16 protein-coding genes and 1 pseudogene are annotated in these 14,998 nt (G+C 63.3%); 12 read left to right on the plus strand and 5 right to left on the minus strand.

From position 1 onward, the window contains the following. Positions 1-114: 114 nt before the first annotated feature. From CCR95_RS25450 to CCR95_RS16275, 4 genes and pseudogenes are all read right to left on the minus strand, one after another. Positions 115-525 (minus strand): hypothetical protein, encoded by a 411-nt coding sequence (locus CCR95_RS25450; RefSeq protein WP_242523286.1) that lies wholly within the window; start codon positions 523-525, stop codon positions 115-117. Positions 526-581: 56 nt separating this feature from the next. Beyond that, positions 582-902: pseudogene (locus CCR95_RS26415) on the minus strand (helix-turn-helix domain-containing protein); the annotation flags it as partial. After that, complete coding sequence (locus CCR95_RS16270) at positions 887-1,237, minus strand: hypothetical protein (protein ID WP_201096200.1); 351 nt, start codon at positions 1,235-1,237, stop codon at positions 887-889. The gene CCR95_RS16270 and the pseudogene CCR95_RS26415, both read right to left, overlap by 16 nt. 323 nt (positions 1,238-1,560) lie before the next feature. Further along, a complete protein-coding gene (locus tag CCR95_RS16275; protein ID WP_201096201.1) occupies positions 1,561-1,917 on the minus strand; it encodes a helix-turn-helix transcriptional regulator in 357 nt (118 codons plus the stop codon). A gap of 74 nt (positions 1,918-1,991) precedes the next feature. Between CCR95_RS16275 and CCR95_RS16280 the strand changes: the two genes are divergently transcribed. The 5 genes from CCR95_RS16280 to CCR95_RS16300 all read left to right on the plus strand — a co-directional run bounded on the left by CCR95_RS16280 (position 1,992) and on the right by CCR95_RS16300 (position 5,872). Then, positions 1,992-2,366 (plus strand): transcriptional regulator, encoded by a 375-nt coding sequence (locus CCR95_RS16280; protein ID WP_201096202.1) that lies wholly within the window; start codon positions 1,992-1,994, stop codon positions 2,364-2,366. 788 nt (positions 2,367-3,154) lie between these two features. Then, a complete protein-coding gene (locus CCR95_RS16285; protein ID WP_201096203.1) occupies positions 3,155-3,484 on the plus strand; it encodes a hypothetical protein in 330 nt (109 codons plus the stop codon). Between the two features lie 77 nt (positions 3,485-3,561). Further along, the gene (locus tag CCR95_RS16290; protein WP_201096204.1) at positions 3,562-3,912 is read left to right on the plus strand and encodes a DUF3077 domain-containing protein; all 351 of its coding nucleotides are present in this window, start codon (positions 3,562-3,564) and stop codon (positions 3,910-3,912) included. Positions 3,913-4,257: 345 nt separating this feature from the next. After that, a complete protein-coding gene (locus tag CCR95_RS16295) occupies positions 4,258-5,073 on the plus strand; it encodes a hypothetical protein (protein ID WP_201096205.1) in 816 nt (271 codons plus the stop codon). Beyond that, positions 5,060-5,872 (plus strand): hypothetical protein, encoded by an 813-nt coding sequence (locus CCR95_RS16300; RefSeq protein WP_201096206.1) that lies wholly within the window; start codon positions 5,060-5,062, stop codon positions 5,870-5,872. Before CCR95_RS16295 ends, CCR95_RS16300 begins: the two co-directional genes overlap by 14 nt. 328 nt (positions 5,873-6,200) lie before the next feature. On the opposite strand, the gene CCR95_RS16305 is transcribed toward CCR95_RS16300, so the two are convergent. Further along, positions 6,201-6,548 (minus strand): hypothetical protein, encoded by a 348-nt coding sequence (locus CCR95_RS16305; protein WP_201096207.1) that lies wholly within the window; start codon positions 6,546-6,548, stop codon positions 6,201-6,203. A gap of 181 nt (positions 6,549-6,729) precedes the next feature. Between CCR95_RS16305 and mobH the strand changes: the two genes are divergently transcribed. The 7 genes from mobH to CCR95_RS16340 all read left to right on the plus strand — a co-directional run bounded on the left by mobH (position 6,730) and on the right by CCR95_RS16340 (position 14,818). After that, the gene (mobH, locus tag CCR95_RS16310) at positions 6,730-8,943 is read left to right on the plus strand and encodes a MobH family relaxase (RefSeq protein WP_242523287.1); all 2,214 of its coding nucleotides are present in this window, start codon (positions 6,730-6,732) and stop codon (positions 8,941-8,943) included. A gap of 25 nt (positions 8,944-8,968) precedes the next feature. Continuing rightward, a complete protein-coding gene (gene traD, locus CCR95_RS16315; protein WP_242523288.1) occupies positions 8,969-10,759 on the plus strand; it encodes a conjugative transfer system coupling protein TraD in 1,791 nt (596 codons plus the stop codon). Positions 10,760-10,775: 16 nt separating this feature from the next. Continuing rightward, a complete protein-coding gene (locus CCR95_RS16320; protein WP_201096209.1) occupies positions 10,776-11,423 on the plus strand; it encodes an IncC plasmid conjugative DNA transfer DtrJ family protein in 648 nt (215 codons plus the stop codon). Between the two features lie 112 nt (positions 11,424-11,535). Then, entirely contained in the window at positions 11,536-11,817 is a 282-nt protein-coding gene (traL, locus tag CCR95_RS16325) for a type IV conjugative transfer system protein TraL (protein ID WP_201096210.1), read from the plus strand. Next, the gene (locus tag CCR95_RS16330) at positions 11,814-12,455 is read left to right on the plus strand and encodes a TraE/TraK family type IV conjugative transfer system protein (RefSeq protein ID WP_201096211.1); all 642 of its coding nucleotides are present in this window, start codon (positions 11,814-11,816) and stop codon (positions 12,453-12,455) included. Before traL ends, CCR95_RS16330 begins: the two co-directional genes overlap by 4 nt. A 47-nt stretch (positions 12,456-12,502) precedes the next feature. Further along, positions 12,503-13,474, plus strand: coding sequence for a TraK domain-containing protein (locus CCR95_RS16335; protein ID WP_201096212.1), 972 nt, complete (start codon positions 12,503-12,505; stop codon positions 13,472-13,474). Then, positions 13,475-14,818 carry a TraB/VirB10 family protein gene (locus CCR95_RS16340; protein ID WP_201096213.1) on the plus strand — a complete coding sequence of 448 codons (1,344 nt, stop codon included), beginning with the start codon at positions 13,475-13,477 and terminating at the stop codon, positions 14,816-14,818. Positions 14,819-14,998 lie beyond the last annotated feature (180 nt).

Below are 14,998 nucleotides of genomic sequence, written 5' to 3' on the forward strand. Positions count from 1 at the left end.
AAGGCGACCCGCGCCGAGCCGGCGCAGCTGGCGATCATCCAGGCGCTGGGCAGCGATCCCAGCCCGGGAGGGATACAGAAAATGATTGTCTGAATCGTCCGGTTTCACAAAATTTCACGAATGTAGTGCCACTGAGCGATTTTTTCCGCTGTAAGCGGATGATCTTAAAAGAGAAATAATCTGAGGCGTTAAACTTGGGTTAGCGAGCGTTTCGATACGATCAGTATCGATGCTCTCCAGATCCAAGCTGCCGAGAGAAGGATCCAGCCATCGAAGGTGCATGAGATCATCTCGGTGACTCGCTTTATGTGACGTCTCCTCGATCCAGCGTACCACGGCCTCCTGCCAAGTATGGCGAGGTCGCTCCCCCATGCGCTCCTGTCGCCATCGCTCCTGCTTTAACTTCGCCTCGAACTCCTCGGCGGCTTTTTTGTCTTCGGTGCCAGCAGACTGGCGTATTTCTTTTCCGTCTGGCGTGGTGAAACGAACCCACCACTTACGGCTGTTGGATCTGCGGTAGAGCATACAATGACCTCGTTTGGCTCTGCCGCCCGCGCCCTCTCAGAGTAGCGCGCACGCACCCAGTTCGCCAAATCCTCATCAATAAACAACCAGTGTTTTCCCGGTTTGGCGCTGGGTATGTCGCCGGAGACTGCCCGACGACGCAGTGTCTCCGGGTGCATACGCAGAAAATCCGCTGCTTCGAGAAGATCAAGTGTTTTCATGTGCGCGACCCAGCGAAGTAACCTTTGTTTCCACCAACAATGACGGAGCGCCCCCGCATGAGAGTGCGTCAAGCGTCTTTCAGACCCATCGACGACGCTCCATCCGGTGGCGTCGACGCATGGCATTAGCCATTCTTCCTGCTTTCCTCGCGCGTTCGGTTCTATCCGCCTTGGCATCGCCGAGGCCGCGCGGGCGCAAGCATGTTCGTCAGCGTACGCATGTTTTCCTTGCCGCAGCGCGCCCTCTGACTGGACGTTAATCCGTTTTTCAGGGCGTTCAATGCGCGGCTCCGGGTCGCCACGAGGAACGCTTGGTGCAGCGCCTCGACCGAGACCAGCGCCTCCGTCAGTGGCGCGATCAGGTCGGTCATTTTCGTGGGATCATGCAGAGCCATATCGATCTGGACGGCGCCTTCGATGGCGCTGAGATAGGCGTCTGCCAGCCCGCGTCGGTTGTCGGTGTCGCGGGCAGGTGTCTGCGAGGTCGAATCAGGATTGCGCGTGTCAGCCATCGTCCATTAAGCATCATTCAGTTCAATGTCAACGCACGGTACTGTTAATTTTGCTTCTTTGTCAACAACTAAAATTGTTTTTGAAAACAAGAAAAGAGGATGGTTTATTTTTTGCCAGGCAATTGCCGCATCAGTCACAAGACTGCAATCTGGCGTCTACGTTAGGAAACGTAAGCATGAAAATCCTAAAGGGTCTCGATCGTGATGCCATCGCCATCCTCGATGACGCAGAGGCCGCCATCGGTGAGTTGGGCGCGCGCCAGCGCCCGGATGGCGGATGGGAGATCGAGACCGCAACCGGCAAGGGATGGTTGCGCGTCCAGTTAGTCATCGAGGACCGCGCGCGTCAAGGCGACGAAGCGTCGTGCGGAGAGTTGCCCGCTCGCTAAGGCGGTGGCTAACGCCCGCATGGCGACCTGTGCGTCAGTCGGCAGGTCGCTGACATCGATCAGCATTTCCCACGCAAGTTGCGTTTTGGGGCCTTGCCCGGTCTTGAGCCACTCCGCACGAACGTTCAGGGCTTGCGCAATCGCCACGGCATGTCGCGTATCGCTGGTCCCGTTGGTCTCGATCTGATGAATGGACTGCTGCGACAGGTCACCCGCCAGTTTGCCGAGTGCCGCTTGGGACAATCCCCGCGCCTTGCGCTCGACCTTCACGCGCGCGCCAAAAGTATCCATGGTCTTGAATGCCTTGTGTTGAGCCGCTTGGTTGAGCGATGAATGCGCCCGAGAGACCGTTTCGCGGCGGACGAATGGACGCAACCAACATAGCAAGCTTTTCCGAAAAAGCAACACTTTTCATTGTTGCCAATAAACAATCAATACTGTATTCTCGGCGCATGAAGCTTTTTCTTGAACAGGCAATCGCCAGCGCGGGGAGCCAGGTGGCTCTCGCTCGACAGATCGGCGCATCACAACAAATGGTCTCGCAGTGGCTGACGCAGCGCAACGGGCGAGTATCGCCCGTCTATTGCCGACGCATAGAAGAGGCCACCGGCGTATCGCGCTACGACCTGCGCCCCGATATTTTTGGCCCGCCGCCCGCTGCGAACCGAACCAAGCCGGTTCGCGCGCGGAAATCGGCGACAACCCCCCGACTGAAAACTACAGTTCCTCACGGAGGATGAGATGGATACGTCGAACGAAGTCACTCGCTCAGGTGGGCAGTGGCATGCCCCAGACGTTGCCGGCCACGCGCGCGCCCAACAACGCGCCCGTCTGGCAGCGGTTCCAAGCCATCGGCGCACTGCTGACATCGCTCCTCGTGGGCGTGGTTGTCTGTTGCAAGACGCGACCGACCGACAGAGTGCATCGAATCACGCCTCTGGACGGGGGGGCGCGCAATGACGCACCCCGCGCCATTTCCTCCCGGCACGCACGTTGGTGGCGTCACGATTCTTGCCCGACTCGAGCGCGGCTACCGCGTTCTTTACCACTGTTGCGGTAAGGTCGCCAAGCTGTCGAGATCGCAGCTCCATGCGCGCGCGAAACATTCCCTGACGACATGCCATCCCTGCGGTACAAACAAGCCAACACCGGCTTTTTTCCAGTCCGACGAACTCCCGGTCCATCCGCGTGATCGCGCCCCGAGCACGACATTTCTCTTGGCCATCCATGCCCGTGCGGAAGCGGCCGTTCGGCGGCGAGCCAACACGTGACGCAATTCATCACGCCTTCGCGCCACGCCTTGAGATGGCGGTTCCAAGCGAACCGTACCGACGCCCTCTGGGCCAACTGGAGCCAAGGCCAGGCCAGTGCATGGCGGCGACGCCTCCCTGACCAGCGGCGACCAACCTCGGGACTCGCCTGCCGGGCGATGCTCCAGCGTGAAGACACGGCGGACCTCCACGTGCTGGCCGCCGGCGCGGGTCGTCAGCGGTCTGGGCGCTGCGTTCCATGCCAGGAGACTTTTCACATGACACACCAGATTCCCGTCACGCTGACGTCCCGCAAGATTGCCGTCCGGCCCGGAAAGCGACACCTCGATGTGCTTCGGAGAATCGACAAATTGCCTGAAATACGACATCGAGAGTTGGCCTCAGGCTTCAGAACAATTGATGACAAAGACGCGACCGATATGCAAAACCGCCCAATCAAGCTCGACCTCGCCGCATCATCCGTGCATCGCGAGGATGGCTTCGAGACGTTCGCCAAGCCGGTTCTGGCCACCACCAAGGATCTAACCAAGTTCGCTGGGGTTTTCCCAGGGACGCAGACGCATCCGTTCGCGGAGGATGCGCCATGAGCTGCCAGGCTGGACCTAAGACTAACCCGGCACGCCCGCAACAGAGCACTCCCGACATCTCGGAGACCAGCGATCACATGACGCTCCCAATGGATACCGAGGAAACCCGGCACCTCCCAGACGCGGAAACCCAGTACGTCGGCACGTCTTCTCCCGGCCGCTCGCCGAGGTGCCCGCCGACGCTGGCGGTTCGACCTGCCGGTCAGCTAAAACCCGTCAGTCTCTTGACCGTGCGCGCTGGCGTTCCTGTCAGCGATGCGCTCGAATTGGCGTCCGCCATGCTCGTCTCGGCGTGCGCGACCACCCGACTGGTGGCGATGGACTACCGGGGCGAACAGTCGGGCAGCCTGTGGTCCACCGTGTATCTCCTGGAAGTCGTGGTGACCCTGGTCGAAGAGACCCGGCAGGCGCAGGAGGTGTACTCATGAGCGATGCGACACCCTGCGTTCTCCGCTCCCGACGATGGCGTCTAGCCTGGGACAGAGACAGAAAGAGGACCATGACCGCCGGAGTTCCTCTCCGGATCTCGGCTCAGCGCCATGTCCATCCGACTCAATGATCGCGAGCTGTCAAGGCTCACGGGCCAGATCGCCGAAATCTGGCAGCTCTACCTCGTATTGAGAAAGTACATGGACTATCGAGCCGGATTGGTGGGGATCATGCGTGGAATTTCCTGGCAGTCGCTACAAGAGGAGATGTACGTCGAGCCTGGGCAGGGTCTGGAGAAGACGGGGACGCCAACCAAGTCAAAGATCCGCCGGCTGGCGGAACGGATGGAAAAAGCCGGCCTGATCTCGAACCGAAGTCAACCAAAAAAACTTATTTTTTTCATGTGCCTGGCGACCATGGATGATTCCGCGAACAATAAACCCGGCACAAACCCGGCACAAACCCGACATACCCATCCCGACATCTCCGGTGCCAGCCAGGGCGTGGCGGATCCGCCGCATCACGACAGAACCCAGCACCTGCGTTTTTCAAAAGGGTCCGCCAAACCCGACACACCTCCGGTATCCGGTCTCCGGAAAGAGAAAGAAGTGCTCACGCACTTGTCGATTGGCGATCAACCTGACGTGGTCGCGTCCGACGTGGCGATCATCGCTCCTGAACCCGTGGCCGTCTCGCCGACGGCCCCACACCGTCGGGTTCCCGGTCAGGAACCGTTTCCGCCTTGGGGCATCGCTGATCAGGACCGCCGGCCCAACGTCGACCTGACACTGCCACCACCAAATCCACGCCCCGATCTGGTTCAACGCGTCTTCGCGCACTGGCAGCAGGCGATGAACAAGCCCCGCGCCAAGCTGGATACGAAACGCCGGGCCGCCATTGCCGCACGGCTCAAAGATGGCTACAGCGTGGAGGATCTCCTGACCGCCATTGATGGCTGCAAGGGATCGGCCTGGCATCAGGGCCAGAACGATCGCCACCGGCCCTTCAACGACCTGAGCCTGATTTGCCGCGACGGTGCGCATGTCGAACAGTTCCTCGACCTAGCCACGGGCCAACGGCAAGCCGATACGGAGCTGGAGGTGTTTCTCAAGGGCGGTCAATCCTGCACCCTGGAGGGCGAATTCCATGTTGTTCGATAAGGACCGCGACGCCTTCTCCAAGCTGCTCGACGACCTCGGTGACCACTATGGGCGGCTGGTGTCCGTGCGGGTTAAAACCACTTGGTGGCGCTTGCTGGAAACCAAGCTGGATCTGGCGACGCTACGCGAGGCCCTGGACCAGCATCTGCTGGACGGGACACGGGGGCGTTTTTTCCCGCAACCGTCCGATGTCCTCGTCGTGCTGGAACGCGCGGTCGGCGGACGCCCCAGCGCGGACGAAGCCTGGGCTCTGGGTCTGGAGACCTTCGACGAAGCCGCGACGGTCTGCGTGACCGACGAGATTCTGCTCGCATCCGCGGCGGCAGCGCCGGTGTGGGAGATCGGCGATAAAGTGGGTGCACGGATGGCTTTCAAAGCCGCCTACGAACGCGTGGTGACCGAGCGGAGGATACAGGGCCAACGCCCACGCTGGCAGCTCTCGCTCGGCTGGGATGGCGCGCGGCGGGCGCTCGCGGTGCAGGCGGCACTGGAGGCGGGACGACTCTCGGACACGCAGGCACGAGCCTTTCTGCCGGCCCCGGAACTCCCAGGAGCGGCCATGCGGATCGCCGGGAAGCGGTCCGGACAGGTGGTGCCGTTACCCGTCGACGAGGAAGCAGCTCAGCGCCAGCGGTGGCGAGCGCTGCGTGAGGCGATTCATGGGCACCAAGGGTGTGCTCATGACGCGGAGCGCCCGAACGAGACGTTGGTCGCCAGCGAACGCGAACGCTGTGCGCAACGCAAGCAGCAGGTACTGGTTGATCTGGAGCGACTGCAGGCCAGCCAGGATGCATCATGACAATCAGGCGTCACGGCGTTGGCGAGGACGTTGAACGGGCGGAGAGACGTATGCATCAGCAACAACGTTTATGTTCGCCGGTCGTCGATCACCCCTGCTCGGGGCCAAAACGCTTGCGCCGACAGTCATTGCTCAACGTGGGCGCGAGGTGTCGGCCAATCATTAAATCCTCGACGCGTATCCTACGTTCCTCGCACCATGCCCGGCTTTTTTGGAGCGCCTAAACCTCGATTTGCCGAACTCGTTCGCGGATCACGCCCAGTTGCACGGCCACGCATTCTAGTGTCTCGCCATCGCGGGCCACGAACGCGCGTTCCTGCCTCACGGCTCACGCCCCGGCGCGGTGACCGTCGTGAGCCATCCCATCGACGCAGATGGCGGGGGGGGACGCCACCGGCGTGACGATCGGCGACGGATCAGGCATCCGCCAGCAGCGCACCCGTCCATCGAAGTCCACCCCGCACGATTGACCATCCAAGCGCAGCGCATGCACCGCCTGACCGCCACGCCAGGCGGCACCGCCCAGGCTTTCAGAGGACTGACTGATCACATATCGCGGGAAGGGCAGACGTGCGGGCATGATCGCGGCCGTGACCGGTTCCGGGGTCGAGGAGCAACCCCCGGTCAAGACGGCTGGAATCAACGCAAGCACAGGCAAAAGACGGAGTGCCACCATCGCCATTCAATCCTGGAATGAAAGGAAGCGCCCGATCATAGCCAGGATGGCAGAGAAGATCCGCCCGCAACGGTGAATGGATGACGGGTTGACCAGCGTGACAGAACGGTCAGGTCATGGATTCACCGTTCATCCTATCCGTCGTTGCGAAAGGGTGATTCAATCGCCGCTGCGCTGATTCATGCGCGTCGCCCACGCCGTCTGTTTCATGCCAAGATTGTTCGCCCGCTGCCAGGCGGCTTGGTCGGCCTTTCGTGGGGCCGGCCTCCTCACGCCAACCATGGACGAAGGATCGATCACGCACCTTTCGGTGGACATCACCCCCGAGATTCCTCGTTATCCGCCGTTTCTCAAAGGGCTGCCCGTGGCCAGTCCGACCCAGATCCTGGCGACCCAACGCGAGCTCATCGCGACGCTGCAGGATGCGCTGGCCTTGACCGACACGGATTACCAGACCCTGATCGTGCCGTTGCTCGAACACTACGCCGCCTTCGTGCATCTGCTGCCGGCGTCGGAAACGCATCACCATCGCGGGGCCGGGGGGTTGTTTCGCCATGGCCTGGAAACCGCCTTCCAGGCCGCACGCGCCAGTCGGGGCAAGTTGTTCGCCCTTGACCGCCGGCCCGAAGAACGGCGGGCGCTGGAACCGCGCTGGCATTTGGCGGCCTTCATCGTGGGGCTGCTGCACGATGTCGGCAAGCCGGTCACCGATGTCGCGGTCGTCGACCGTGCGGGCACCAGTCGCTGGCAACCGGTGGACGAGAGCATCGTCGCTTGGGCCAATCGCGAGCAGATCGATCATTATTTCCTGCGCTGGAATCCGCAGCGCCGCCACCATGGGCACGAGGTCTTCACCGCCTCGGTGTTCCATCAACTGCTCACGCCAGCCGTGCGCAAATGGCTGATGGATCCCGATCCAATGGTCTGGCACACCCTGGGCCGGGTTCTGGCGGGCAGCGATACCCAGACCCTGCTGTACCAACTGATGCACGAGGCCGACCGCGCCAGCGTGGCGCAGGATCTGCGCGAGAATCGCATCGACCCGGACGCGCTTTCGCTCGGGGTACCGATCGAACGTTATCTCATCGACACCATGCGCTCGCTGCTGCGCGAGGGAACCTGGACGGTGAATGTGCCGGGCGCACAGCTCTGGATGTTCCATCCGCACGGACTGCATCTGGTCTGGTCAGACTGTGCGCCGACCCTGGTCCAACGGCTCACGGACGCCCGAATCCCCGGCATTCCGCAGGATCCTGACACCCTGGCTGACATTCTGATCGATCACCACCTGGCGGTACCGCGTTCGTGCGCCGGGCAGGAACACCCTGCGCGCTACTGGCGTCTGGCTCCCGCCCTGTTGGCGCGCGACCGTGACCATCCGGTCGAACTGTCGTTTCTACGCCTGTCCTCGCCTGAGTTGTTGTTCTCCGGCGTGGTTCCCTCGCCAACGCCGTTGGTGCGCCCGGCCAGCGAGATCTTGCTGACTGCGGCGGACGCTGGCGACGGCGCCTCAGAGACGGCGCCAGCCACCGCCACGCGATCCCAGGCAGATCGGTTGCCATCGGCAGACGTCCAGCGAGACGCCCCCGAAGCCCCTCCAGTGGCGCACTCCCGTACTCCGCCATCACCGTCGCATCCAGCGCCCAGCCGCACACCGATCAACGCATCAATTCTCGTTCCGGTCGAATCCCCGGCGCCGATCTCAAACACATCCTCGTCCCCAACTGTCGACACCGCGCGCCTCTGGCTGAATCAACAGGCGCCGGCCGGGTCGGCCCTGGTGCAACTCAGTGCCGCGATCGCCCAGGGACGCATCACCCTAGACGCGCTCCCCAACGTCGTTCAAGGCAAGGTCTTTCTTCCCTATCCCCAGTCACTCACCGGACTCGACGCCCCACCCACGGCCATCTTGGCGGATCTGAACGCCCGTCAGTGGATCGCCTGCGACCCACTCAAACCAATGCTCACCGTCCGGGCGCATGAGGGTGTTGCCGGGGTGTGGCTCACGCGCGAGGTGTCACGTCATCTACTCGCTCTCGGGTTGGATGGGACGGATGTTAGTCCGTCGCCGTCGACCATCAACGCTGTCGTCACGGACACCGCAGACCCGGCCGCGACATTCGCGCGGATCACGCCGGCGGCGTCTCTTGGCGTCGTGCCCCCCGTCACCGTCGCCAGCGCCTACGCGCGGGGCATCCGTGAGCGTCTGCTAGCACGCGACCCGACGCTCGGTCCGATCACCGAAAGCGGCCAGGCGCTGTCGGTCGCGCTGTCAGGGCCGATCCTCGACGGCGCCAAACGCGCCGGGATCTCGGAGACGGCACTCAGCCGGGCGTTGGAACGCGTGCCGGGCGCCGGCCCGGTCACCAAAGGTATCTTCACCCTTGGCCTATAATCCGCCCTGGCGCCCGAATTTCGAGATGGCGGCCCTCGTCAGCTGGCTGACTATCGGGTTGCTGGCAGCCAGTCTGCATCGCCTCTGGCCCTTGCATCAGGCGCCGTTCCAGGTGCTCGCCGCCCTGTCGATCCCGCTCGGACTGCGCTGGCTCCTGCCCGCGATGCGCCACCATCACCGCCAGGCCAAACTCGCCGGCCAGCCGCTGGAGTTCATGGACCCGGCGCAACTGGCCGAGCAGTGTCGCCGCCATCGCGACGACATGTGGTTTGGCTGGGGCTTCGACTGGAACAGCACCCACGCCCAACTGTCGCTGGATCTGATCCGCGCCGGTCCCGAACGCTTCGTGCGTGCCCAATCGCAACTCGGTGCCCACTGGCTGCACGGACTGGCGGCCCGCGAAACGTCGGTCTGGCTGCCGGTGGAGCACAGCGCCGGGCATATCCTGATCGTCGGCACCACCGGAGCGGGCAAAACCCGCCTGCTCGATCTGCTGGTCACCCAGGCGGTGCAGCGCGGCGAGGCGGTGGTCATCATCGACCCTAAGGGCGATCAGGATCTCCAGCAGTCGGCGCGTCAGGCCTGCGTGCGCACCGGCCAGCCGGAACGCTTCGTGAGTTTTCACCCCGCATTTCCGGATCGCAGCCACCGCATCGATCCGCTCTATTCGTTCAACCGCGCCACTGAAATCGCCAGCCGCATCGCCGCCATCATGCCGAGCGTCAGCGGCAACGACCCCTTCAAGAGCTTTTCGCAGATGGCGCTCTCGCATGTGATCGGTGGGGTGCTGGCCGCCGGGGAACGGCCTAACCTGGTGAACCTGCGCCGCTACCTCGAAGGCGGCGTCGAGACACTGGTGGTGCGAGTGCTCACCCGCTACTTCGACGAACAGGTTCCGGGCTGGGAGGGGCCGGCGGCCCGCTTCCTCGGCAAGGCGCGCGACACCCCGGCGCGCGCCAGCGGCCTGGTGCGCTTCTACCAGGAACAGGTGCGCGCCGAACACCCATCGACCGTCATCGAGGGGTTGGTCTCGCTGTTTCAGCACGACCGGGTGCATTTCTCCAAGATGGTCGCCAGCCTGTTTCCAATCCTCAACATGCTGACCGCCGGCTCGCTCGGTCCCCTGCTCTCGCCCGACAGCGACGATCCGCTGGATGCGCGCCCCATCACTGCCATGGCCAGTCTCGTCGAGCGCGCCCAGGTCGCCTACATCGGCTTGGATTCACTCTCGGACGGCCTGGTCGGAGCGGCGATCGGCTCGATCCTGATCGCGGATCTGGCGGCGGTCGCTGGGGATCGTTACAACTACGGCAGCAATCATCGCCCGGTCAACGTCTTCATCGACGAAGCCTCCGAAGTCGTCAATGACCCGATGATCCAGTTGCTCAACAAAGGGCGCGGGGCCGGGCTGCGCCTGACCATCGCCACCCAGACCTTCGCCGACTTTGCCGCGCGCACCGGAAGCCCGGCCAAGGCGCGTCAGGTGCTGAGCAATCTCAACACCCTGATCGCGCTGCGCGTGCTCGACGCCGAGACCCAGGACTACGTCACCGCCAGTCTCCCCAAGGTCCGTCTCAAAACGCTGACCCGCACCCAGGGCACCTCGACGCAACCGGATCTGCTGTCACACTCGGGCAATGTCGGCGAGCAACTAAAAGAAGAGGTAAGCGAGTTGTTCCAGCCCGCGTTGCTCGGCATGCTGCCCAATCTCCATTACATCGCGCGGCTCGCGGGCGGGCGCATCGTTAAGGGACGGCTGCCGATTCTGGGCGCGCCAAAACCGCCGTTGCCGTCACGCCTCTCGACACGCCACTGACGCCAGCGAGCGCACCATGAGCGAATCCCGTCCCGCCAGTGGCGCCAGGGGTGGCGGAGGCTCACCCCTGATCGCCGGGCTCAGTCTGTTCTTGCTGCTCCTGATGGGGATCGCCAGCATCATCCCCACGCCTTGGTTACAGCTTACCCAGGAACTCGAACGCCAGTGGTTTCGCACCAGTCTCGGCGAGATCACCGCCACCGCCATCTTGGACCAGGCGGATCGGTGGTTTCGCGAACAGGCCGAGGACAACGGCCAGGTCGCGGCCAGCTATGTGGCCATCGGGCAGGCCGGTGCCTCGACCCTGTTTGACGGGGTCAGCCCGGCGTGGTTGAACGATCGCCTGGACGCCTTCTGGCTGTTGGTGAAACTGGCCTTGCAGCGGTTGTCCCTGCTCGCCGCCTGGGGGCCAGCGGTGCTAGCCCTGTTGATGGGGGGCGTTCTGGATGGACACTGGCGCTGGCGCATTCGTCAGCTTGGCTTCGACTATCCCAGCCCCGCCGTGCGCCAGACTAGCCAAACGGCCCTGATGCTGGTCTTCGGTTTGCTGCTGCTGGCGGTCTTTCTCCCGTTTCCGCTGCATCCCGTCGGCATTCCCGTCCTGGTCACCGGGCTGGTGATGTTCCTTGAAATCAGCATGAGTCATCTTCCCAAACAGCTTTGATCCTCTCCCCCAAACTGCGCGCATAACGGTCTTCAATCCATTCACCGTTGTTGGCTGACGCCGACGGCAAAATACGGCATCGTGTCGTCATAACAACGAATGAGCAATGCGAATGGCCACGGTCGAAATGCCCCGTCATGTCGATGATCCACCGAATCTGATGCTGTGGCGCATCGATGATGTCACGCCCTTTCTCATCCTGCTCGTCATTGGCATTCTCATCAATCAAACGACGATCTTCATTGGGATTGGCCTCATCACCGTGCGCATGTATGGGCGGTTTCGCGAAAGCCGGGCCGATGGCTATGCCCTGCATGGGCTGTATTGGCTCGGTTTAATGCCGATGCCTCATCGTTCCACGCCCAATCCGTTCATTCGGCGCTACCTGCCATGACGCTCACGCTGTTTCGTCAAACCTGGCAACGCCTGGTGGCGGAAAACCACTTCCATCGCTGGATGCTGCTCGCGCTGCTCGCCACCAACCTGTTCACCCTGGCAGCCTTGCTCCAAGCCGAACGCACGGTGGTGCTGGTGCCGCCGATTCTGGAAAGCCAGGTCAATGTCGCCCGCGAGAGCGCCAGTCAAGCGGTAAAGGAAGCCTGGGGACTGTTCGTGACCGAATTGCTCGGCAATGTCACCCCCACCACCGCGCCGTTCCTGCGTGCCACCCTGGAGCCGCTGCTCAGTCCGGCGCTGCGCCGCGAGGTGGCGGGGGGTATCGACGCCCAGGTCGAGGCGCTGCAACGGGATCGGGTGAGCGTGCGGTTTTCGCCGGAAGTCATTCGCTACGAGACGTCCGGCGATCTGGTGCGGGTACAGGGCAAACAGATCATCAGTGGCCCAAACGCGAGCACCGTGACGCGCCCGCGTACCTATGAGATTCAAGTCGCCTTTCGTCATTATCGGCCCATGATCACGCGCCTGGATGCCTATCAAGACGAGAAGGAACGCCAGGAACGCCGGGATCGGCCAGTTCCCGAGCCATTCCCTGACCCACAACCAGCGTCGTCAACCGACGGCCCCACACAGTGATTGGCTCCCTGGCCGCTTCGGCGTCAGGTGAATGGAGGATGTTTTGCATGTCGCGCGATGACCAAGCCCCGTTCCGTCCGTTCCCCGTGTATCCATGGATCTGCACGCTCGCCTTGGCGCTCAGTGTCGGTCCAGTCGCGGCGCAACCCAGCGACGTAGGAATTGAGCTGCCGCCCGTGCCCAATGCGCTGCTGACCGGACAGGAAAACCCATCCGGTCGCGGGCGGGACGGACGGTTGTTGCGCGTCAAGGCCCCCTCGCCGAGTCCCGTCACGCCAAGCCATCTCGAAGTTGGCCCCTTGCGTGTCCACGCCACGCCGGGCGTCAATCTGATCGTTGAGATCGCCATCGATCATCTCAATCGCATCCTCACCCCCTATCCCAACCCGCAGGTGCGCACGGTATCCGACGCCACGACCAGTGTAGACGGCGCGGCGATCTATGTCGCCACCGCCAACGAGGCGCCGGTCACGCTGTTCGTGAGCGATGCCTCCGATCCCAATCACGCCCTCTCGCTGACCCTGGCCCCCCGGCGTCTGCCCCCGCGCGAGATCCAACTGACGTTGACCGACCCACTGCCCTCGACGGTGCGCACCTCACCGCTCACCGCACCTTCGGCGGGCGGCGCGGCGTCGGACTATGTCGAGGGCATCACCGAGGCGATGCGGGCACTGGCGAAGGAGGCGATTCCTGGCGGCTACAGCCTGCGCCAGGCCAAGCGCGGCGAAACCGTCACGTGTTCGCAACTGGGACTGGAGACCACGCGCGGTCAGGTGCTTGAGAACAGCGAGCTGTGGCTGGTTACCGCCCTGGCGCGCAATACTTCCAAGACGCCACTGGAGATCGAAGAACGCGCCTGCCACGCGACGGTGGATGGCGAGACGATGGCGGTCGCTGCTTGGCCGCGTGTGTCACTGGCGCCGGGCGAGCAGGTCGAGCTGTATGCCGCGGCTCGCTTGCGTACCCCCGAGCAACGCCATCCGGAACGGCCTTCGCTGCGCGCCGGCGGGGAGCGTTAGATGCCGATCCAAGCCCCCGCTGCCTGGGAGCGGCTCTCGCCTCGGGTACGCCGCTGGCTGGTCTTGGGGGGCGTGCTCGGCGGCGTGGCGCTGATCGTTGTCCTGGCCTTCGGCCAACCACCGAACAGTCCCGCCGCACGCGCCCAACAGGCGCGTGAACACATGACCAGTACGCTGCTGACGGATGTCGATCCACGCACGCTCGGGATCGATGGACTGGCGCAGCGACTGGCGCGGCTGGAGCAGCAATTGGCGGACACCTCGTCCAATCTAGCGCGATTGAAAACCGCTGAGGCGGGAAACGTGAATCGTCAGGTCCAGGAACGCCAACAGGGCCAAACCGCTCAGCTCGCGTCCTTGCAACAGGAGATCGATCAGCTCAAAACACAACGGGAAGTCCTGCCGCCCGCACCGCCACCGCCGATCCCGGCGGCCATTCCGGTGCCCGCGGCGCCCAAGCCACCGGAAATCGTGCCCGACACGCCACCAGCGATCAACGATCCGGTGCTGTTTGCAATCCAGCCAACGCCAGTCAGCGCGTCGCTCAACCCGAGCGCCACGGTGCCCCGTGCCCCGCGTGCCGCGCTGGCGATTCGAGTGGTCGGTCAAGACACGGCATCAGGGACGGCTGCCACATCGACGCAGCCTCCAGCGGACACCAATGCGGCGAGTGCCGCCGCGCAACAGGTCATCATCCCCGCAGGCAGCATTCTGCGTGGCGTGTTGCTCTCGGGTATGGACGCGCCGACCGGCAAGCAAGCCCGGCGCGATCCCTATCCGGCCCTGCTGCGCGTGAAGCACGACGCAATTCTGCCCAATCGCTTCCGCGCCGATGTGCGCGAATGTTTCATCACCGTCGCCGGTTACGGCGAACTCTCCAGCGAACGCGCCTTTCTGCGCACCGAAGTGATGACCTGCGTGCGCCACGATGGCGGGGTGATCGAGGTGCCGGTGGACGGCTACGCAGTGGGGGAGGACGGCAAGGTGGGACTGCGCGGGCGCCTGGTCTCCAAGCAGGGTCAAATCATCGCGCGCGCCATGCAGGTGTCCTTCCTGGAAGGGATTTCCGAAGTCTTCGGTAAACAGCCAGTGTCGGTCATCAGCACCACGCCCGGCAGTCAGGTGACCTACCAGGACGTGCTCTCCGGCGACTCCGCGCAGGCCGCCGCCCTGAGTGGGACGGGCAAGGCGCTCGACCGACTAGCCCAGTATTACCTCGACATGGCCCAGGACGTCTTCCCCGTGATCGAGATCGATGCGGGCCGCACGATCGAAGTCATCCTCAACCGGGGTACCGCGCTCCAGCTGATCGAGACGGGACGCACCCGTGGTCAGCGGCGTTAGCGCCGCACCCGGCCCCACCACCCTGACCAACCTTGTATGTTCTGTTCCCAGGAATTGACAAGGGATTGCGATAAAGGGAATTTATGAAGAGTGAACCGGGGAAGCCGTCCCAACCTGAGGCCTTGAGCCTGTACGTAGATTGGCTCCCCGCCCTCTTCGCCCATCCCGAAGAGTCTCCGA

Origin of the sequence: Thiocystis minor (assembly GCF_016653465.1) — a bacterium.
GTDB classification, from domain to species: Bacteria; Pseudomonadota; Gammaproteobacteria; order Chromatiales; family Chromatiaceae; genus Chromatium; species Chromatium minus.

Bases quoted from the DNA above. Each gene is read 5' to 3' on its own strand.
- traL (WP_201096210.1), top strand. From the start codon at position 11,536: ATGGCCACGGTCGAAATGCCCCGTCATGTCGATGATCCACCGAATCTG.
- CCR95_RS16285 (WP_201096203.1), top strand. From the start codon at position 3,155: ATGACACACCAGATTCCCGTCACGCTGACGTCCCGCAAGATTGCCGTC.
- CCR95_RS16270 (WP_201096200.1), bottom strand. From the start codon at position 1,237: ATGGCTGACACGCGCAATCCTGATTCGACCTCGCAGACACCTGCCCGC.
- CCR95_RS16305 (WP_201096207.1), bottom strand. From the start codon at position 6,548: ATGGTGGCACTCCGTCTTTTGCCTGTGCTTGCGTTGATTCCAGCCGTC.
- CCR95_RS16300 (WP_201096206.1), top strand. From the start codon at position 5,060: ATGTTGTTCGATAAGGACCGCGACGCCTTCTCCAAGCTGCTCGACGAC.
- CCR95_RS16295 (WP_201096205.1), top strand. From the start codon at position 4,258: ATGGAAAAAGCCGGCCTGATCTCGAACCGAAGTCAACCAAAAAAACTT.
- CCR95_RS16330 (WP_201096211.1), top strand. From the start codon at position 11,814: ATGACGCTCACGCTGTTTCGTCAAACCTGGCAACGCCTGGTGGCGGAA.
- CCR95_RS16335 (WP_201096212.1), top strand. From the start codon at position 12,503: ATGTCGCGCGATGACCAAGCCCCGTTCCGTCCGTTCCCCGTGTATCCA.
- CCR95_RS16340 (WP_201096213.1), top strand. From the start codon at position 13,475: ATGCCGATCCAAGCCCCCGCTGCCTGGGAGCGGCTCTCGCCTCGGGTA.
- CCR95_RS25450 (WP_242523286.1), bottom strand. From the start codon at position 525: ATGCTCTACCGCAGATCCAACAGCCGTAAGTGGTGGGTTCGTTTCACC.
- CCR95_RS16320 (WP_201096209.1), top strand. From the start codon at position 10,776: ATGAGCGAATCCCGTCCCGCCAGTGGCGCCAGGGGTGGCGGAGGCTCA.
- mobH (WP_242523287.1), top strand. From the start codon at position 6,730: ATGCGCGTCGCCCACGCCGTCTGTTTCATGCCAAGATTGTTCGCCCGC.
- CCR95_RS16280 (WP_201096202.1), top strand. From the start codon at position 1,992: ATGGACGCAACCAACATAGCAAGCTTTTCCGAAAAAGCAACACTTTTC.
- CCR95_RS16290 (WP_201096204.1), top strand. From the start codon at position 3,562: ATGACGCTCCCAATGGATACCGAGGAAACCCGGCACCTCCCAGACGCG.
- CCR95_RS16275 (WP_201096201.1), bottom strand. From the start codon at position 1,917: ATGGATACTTTTGGCGCGCGCGTGAAGGTCGAGCGCAAGGCGCGGGGA.
- traD (WP_242523288.1), top strand. From the start codon at position 8,969: ATGGCGGCCCTCGTCAGCTGGCTGACTATCGGGTTGCTGGCAGCCAGT.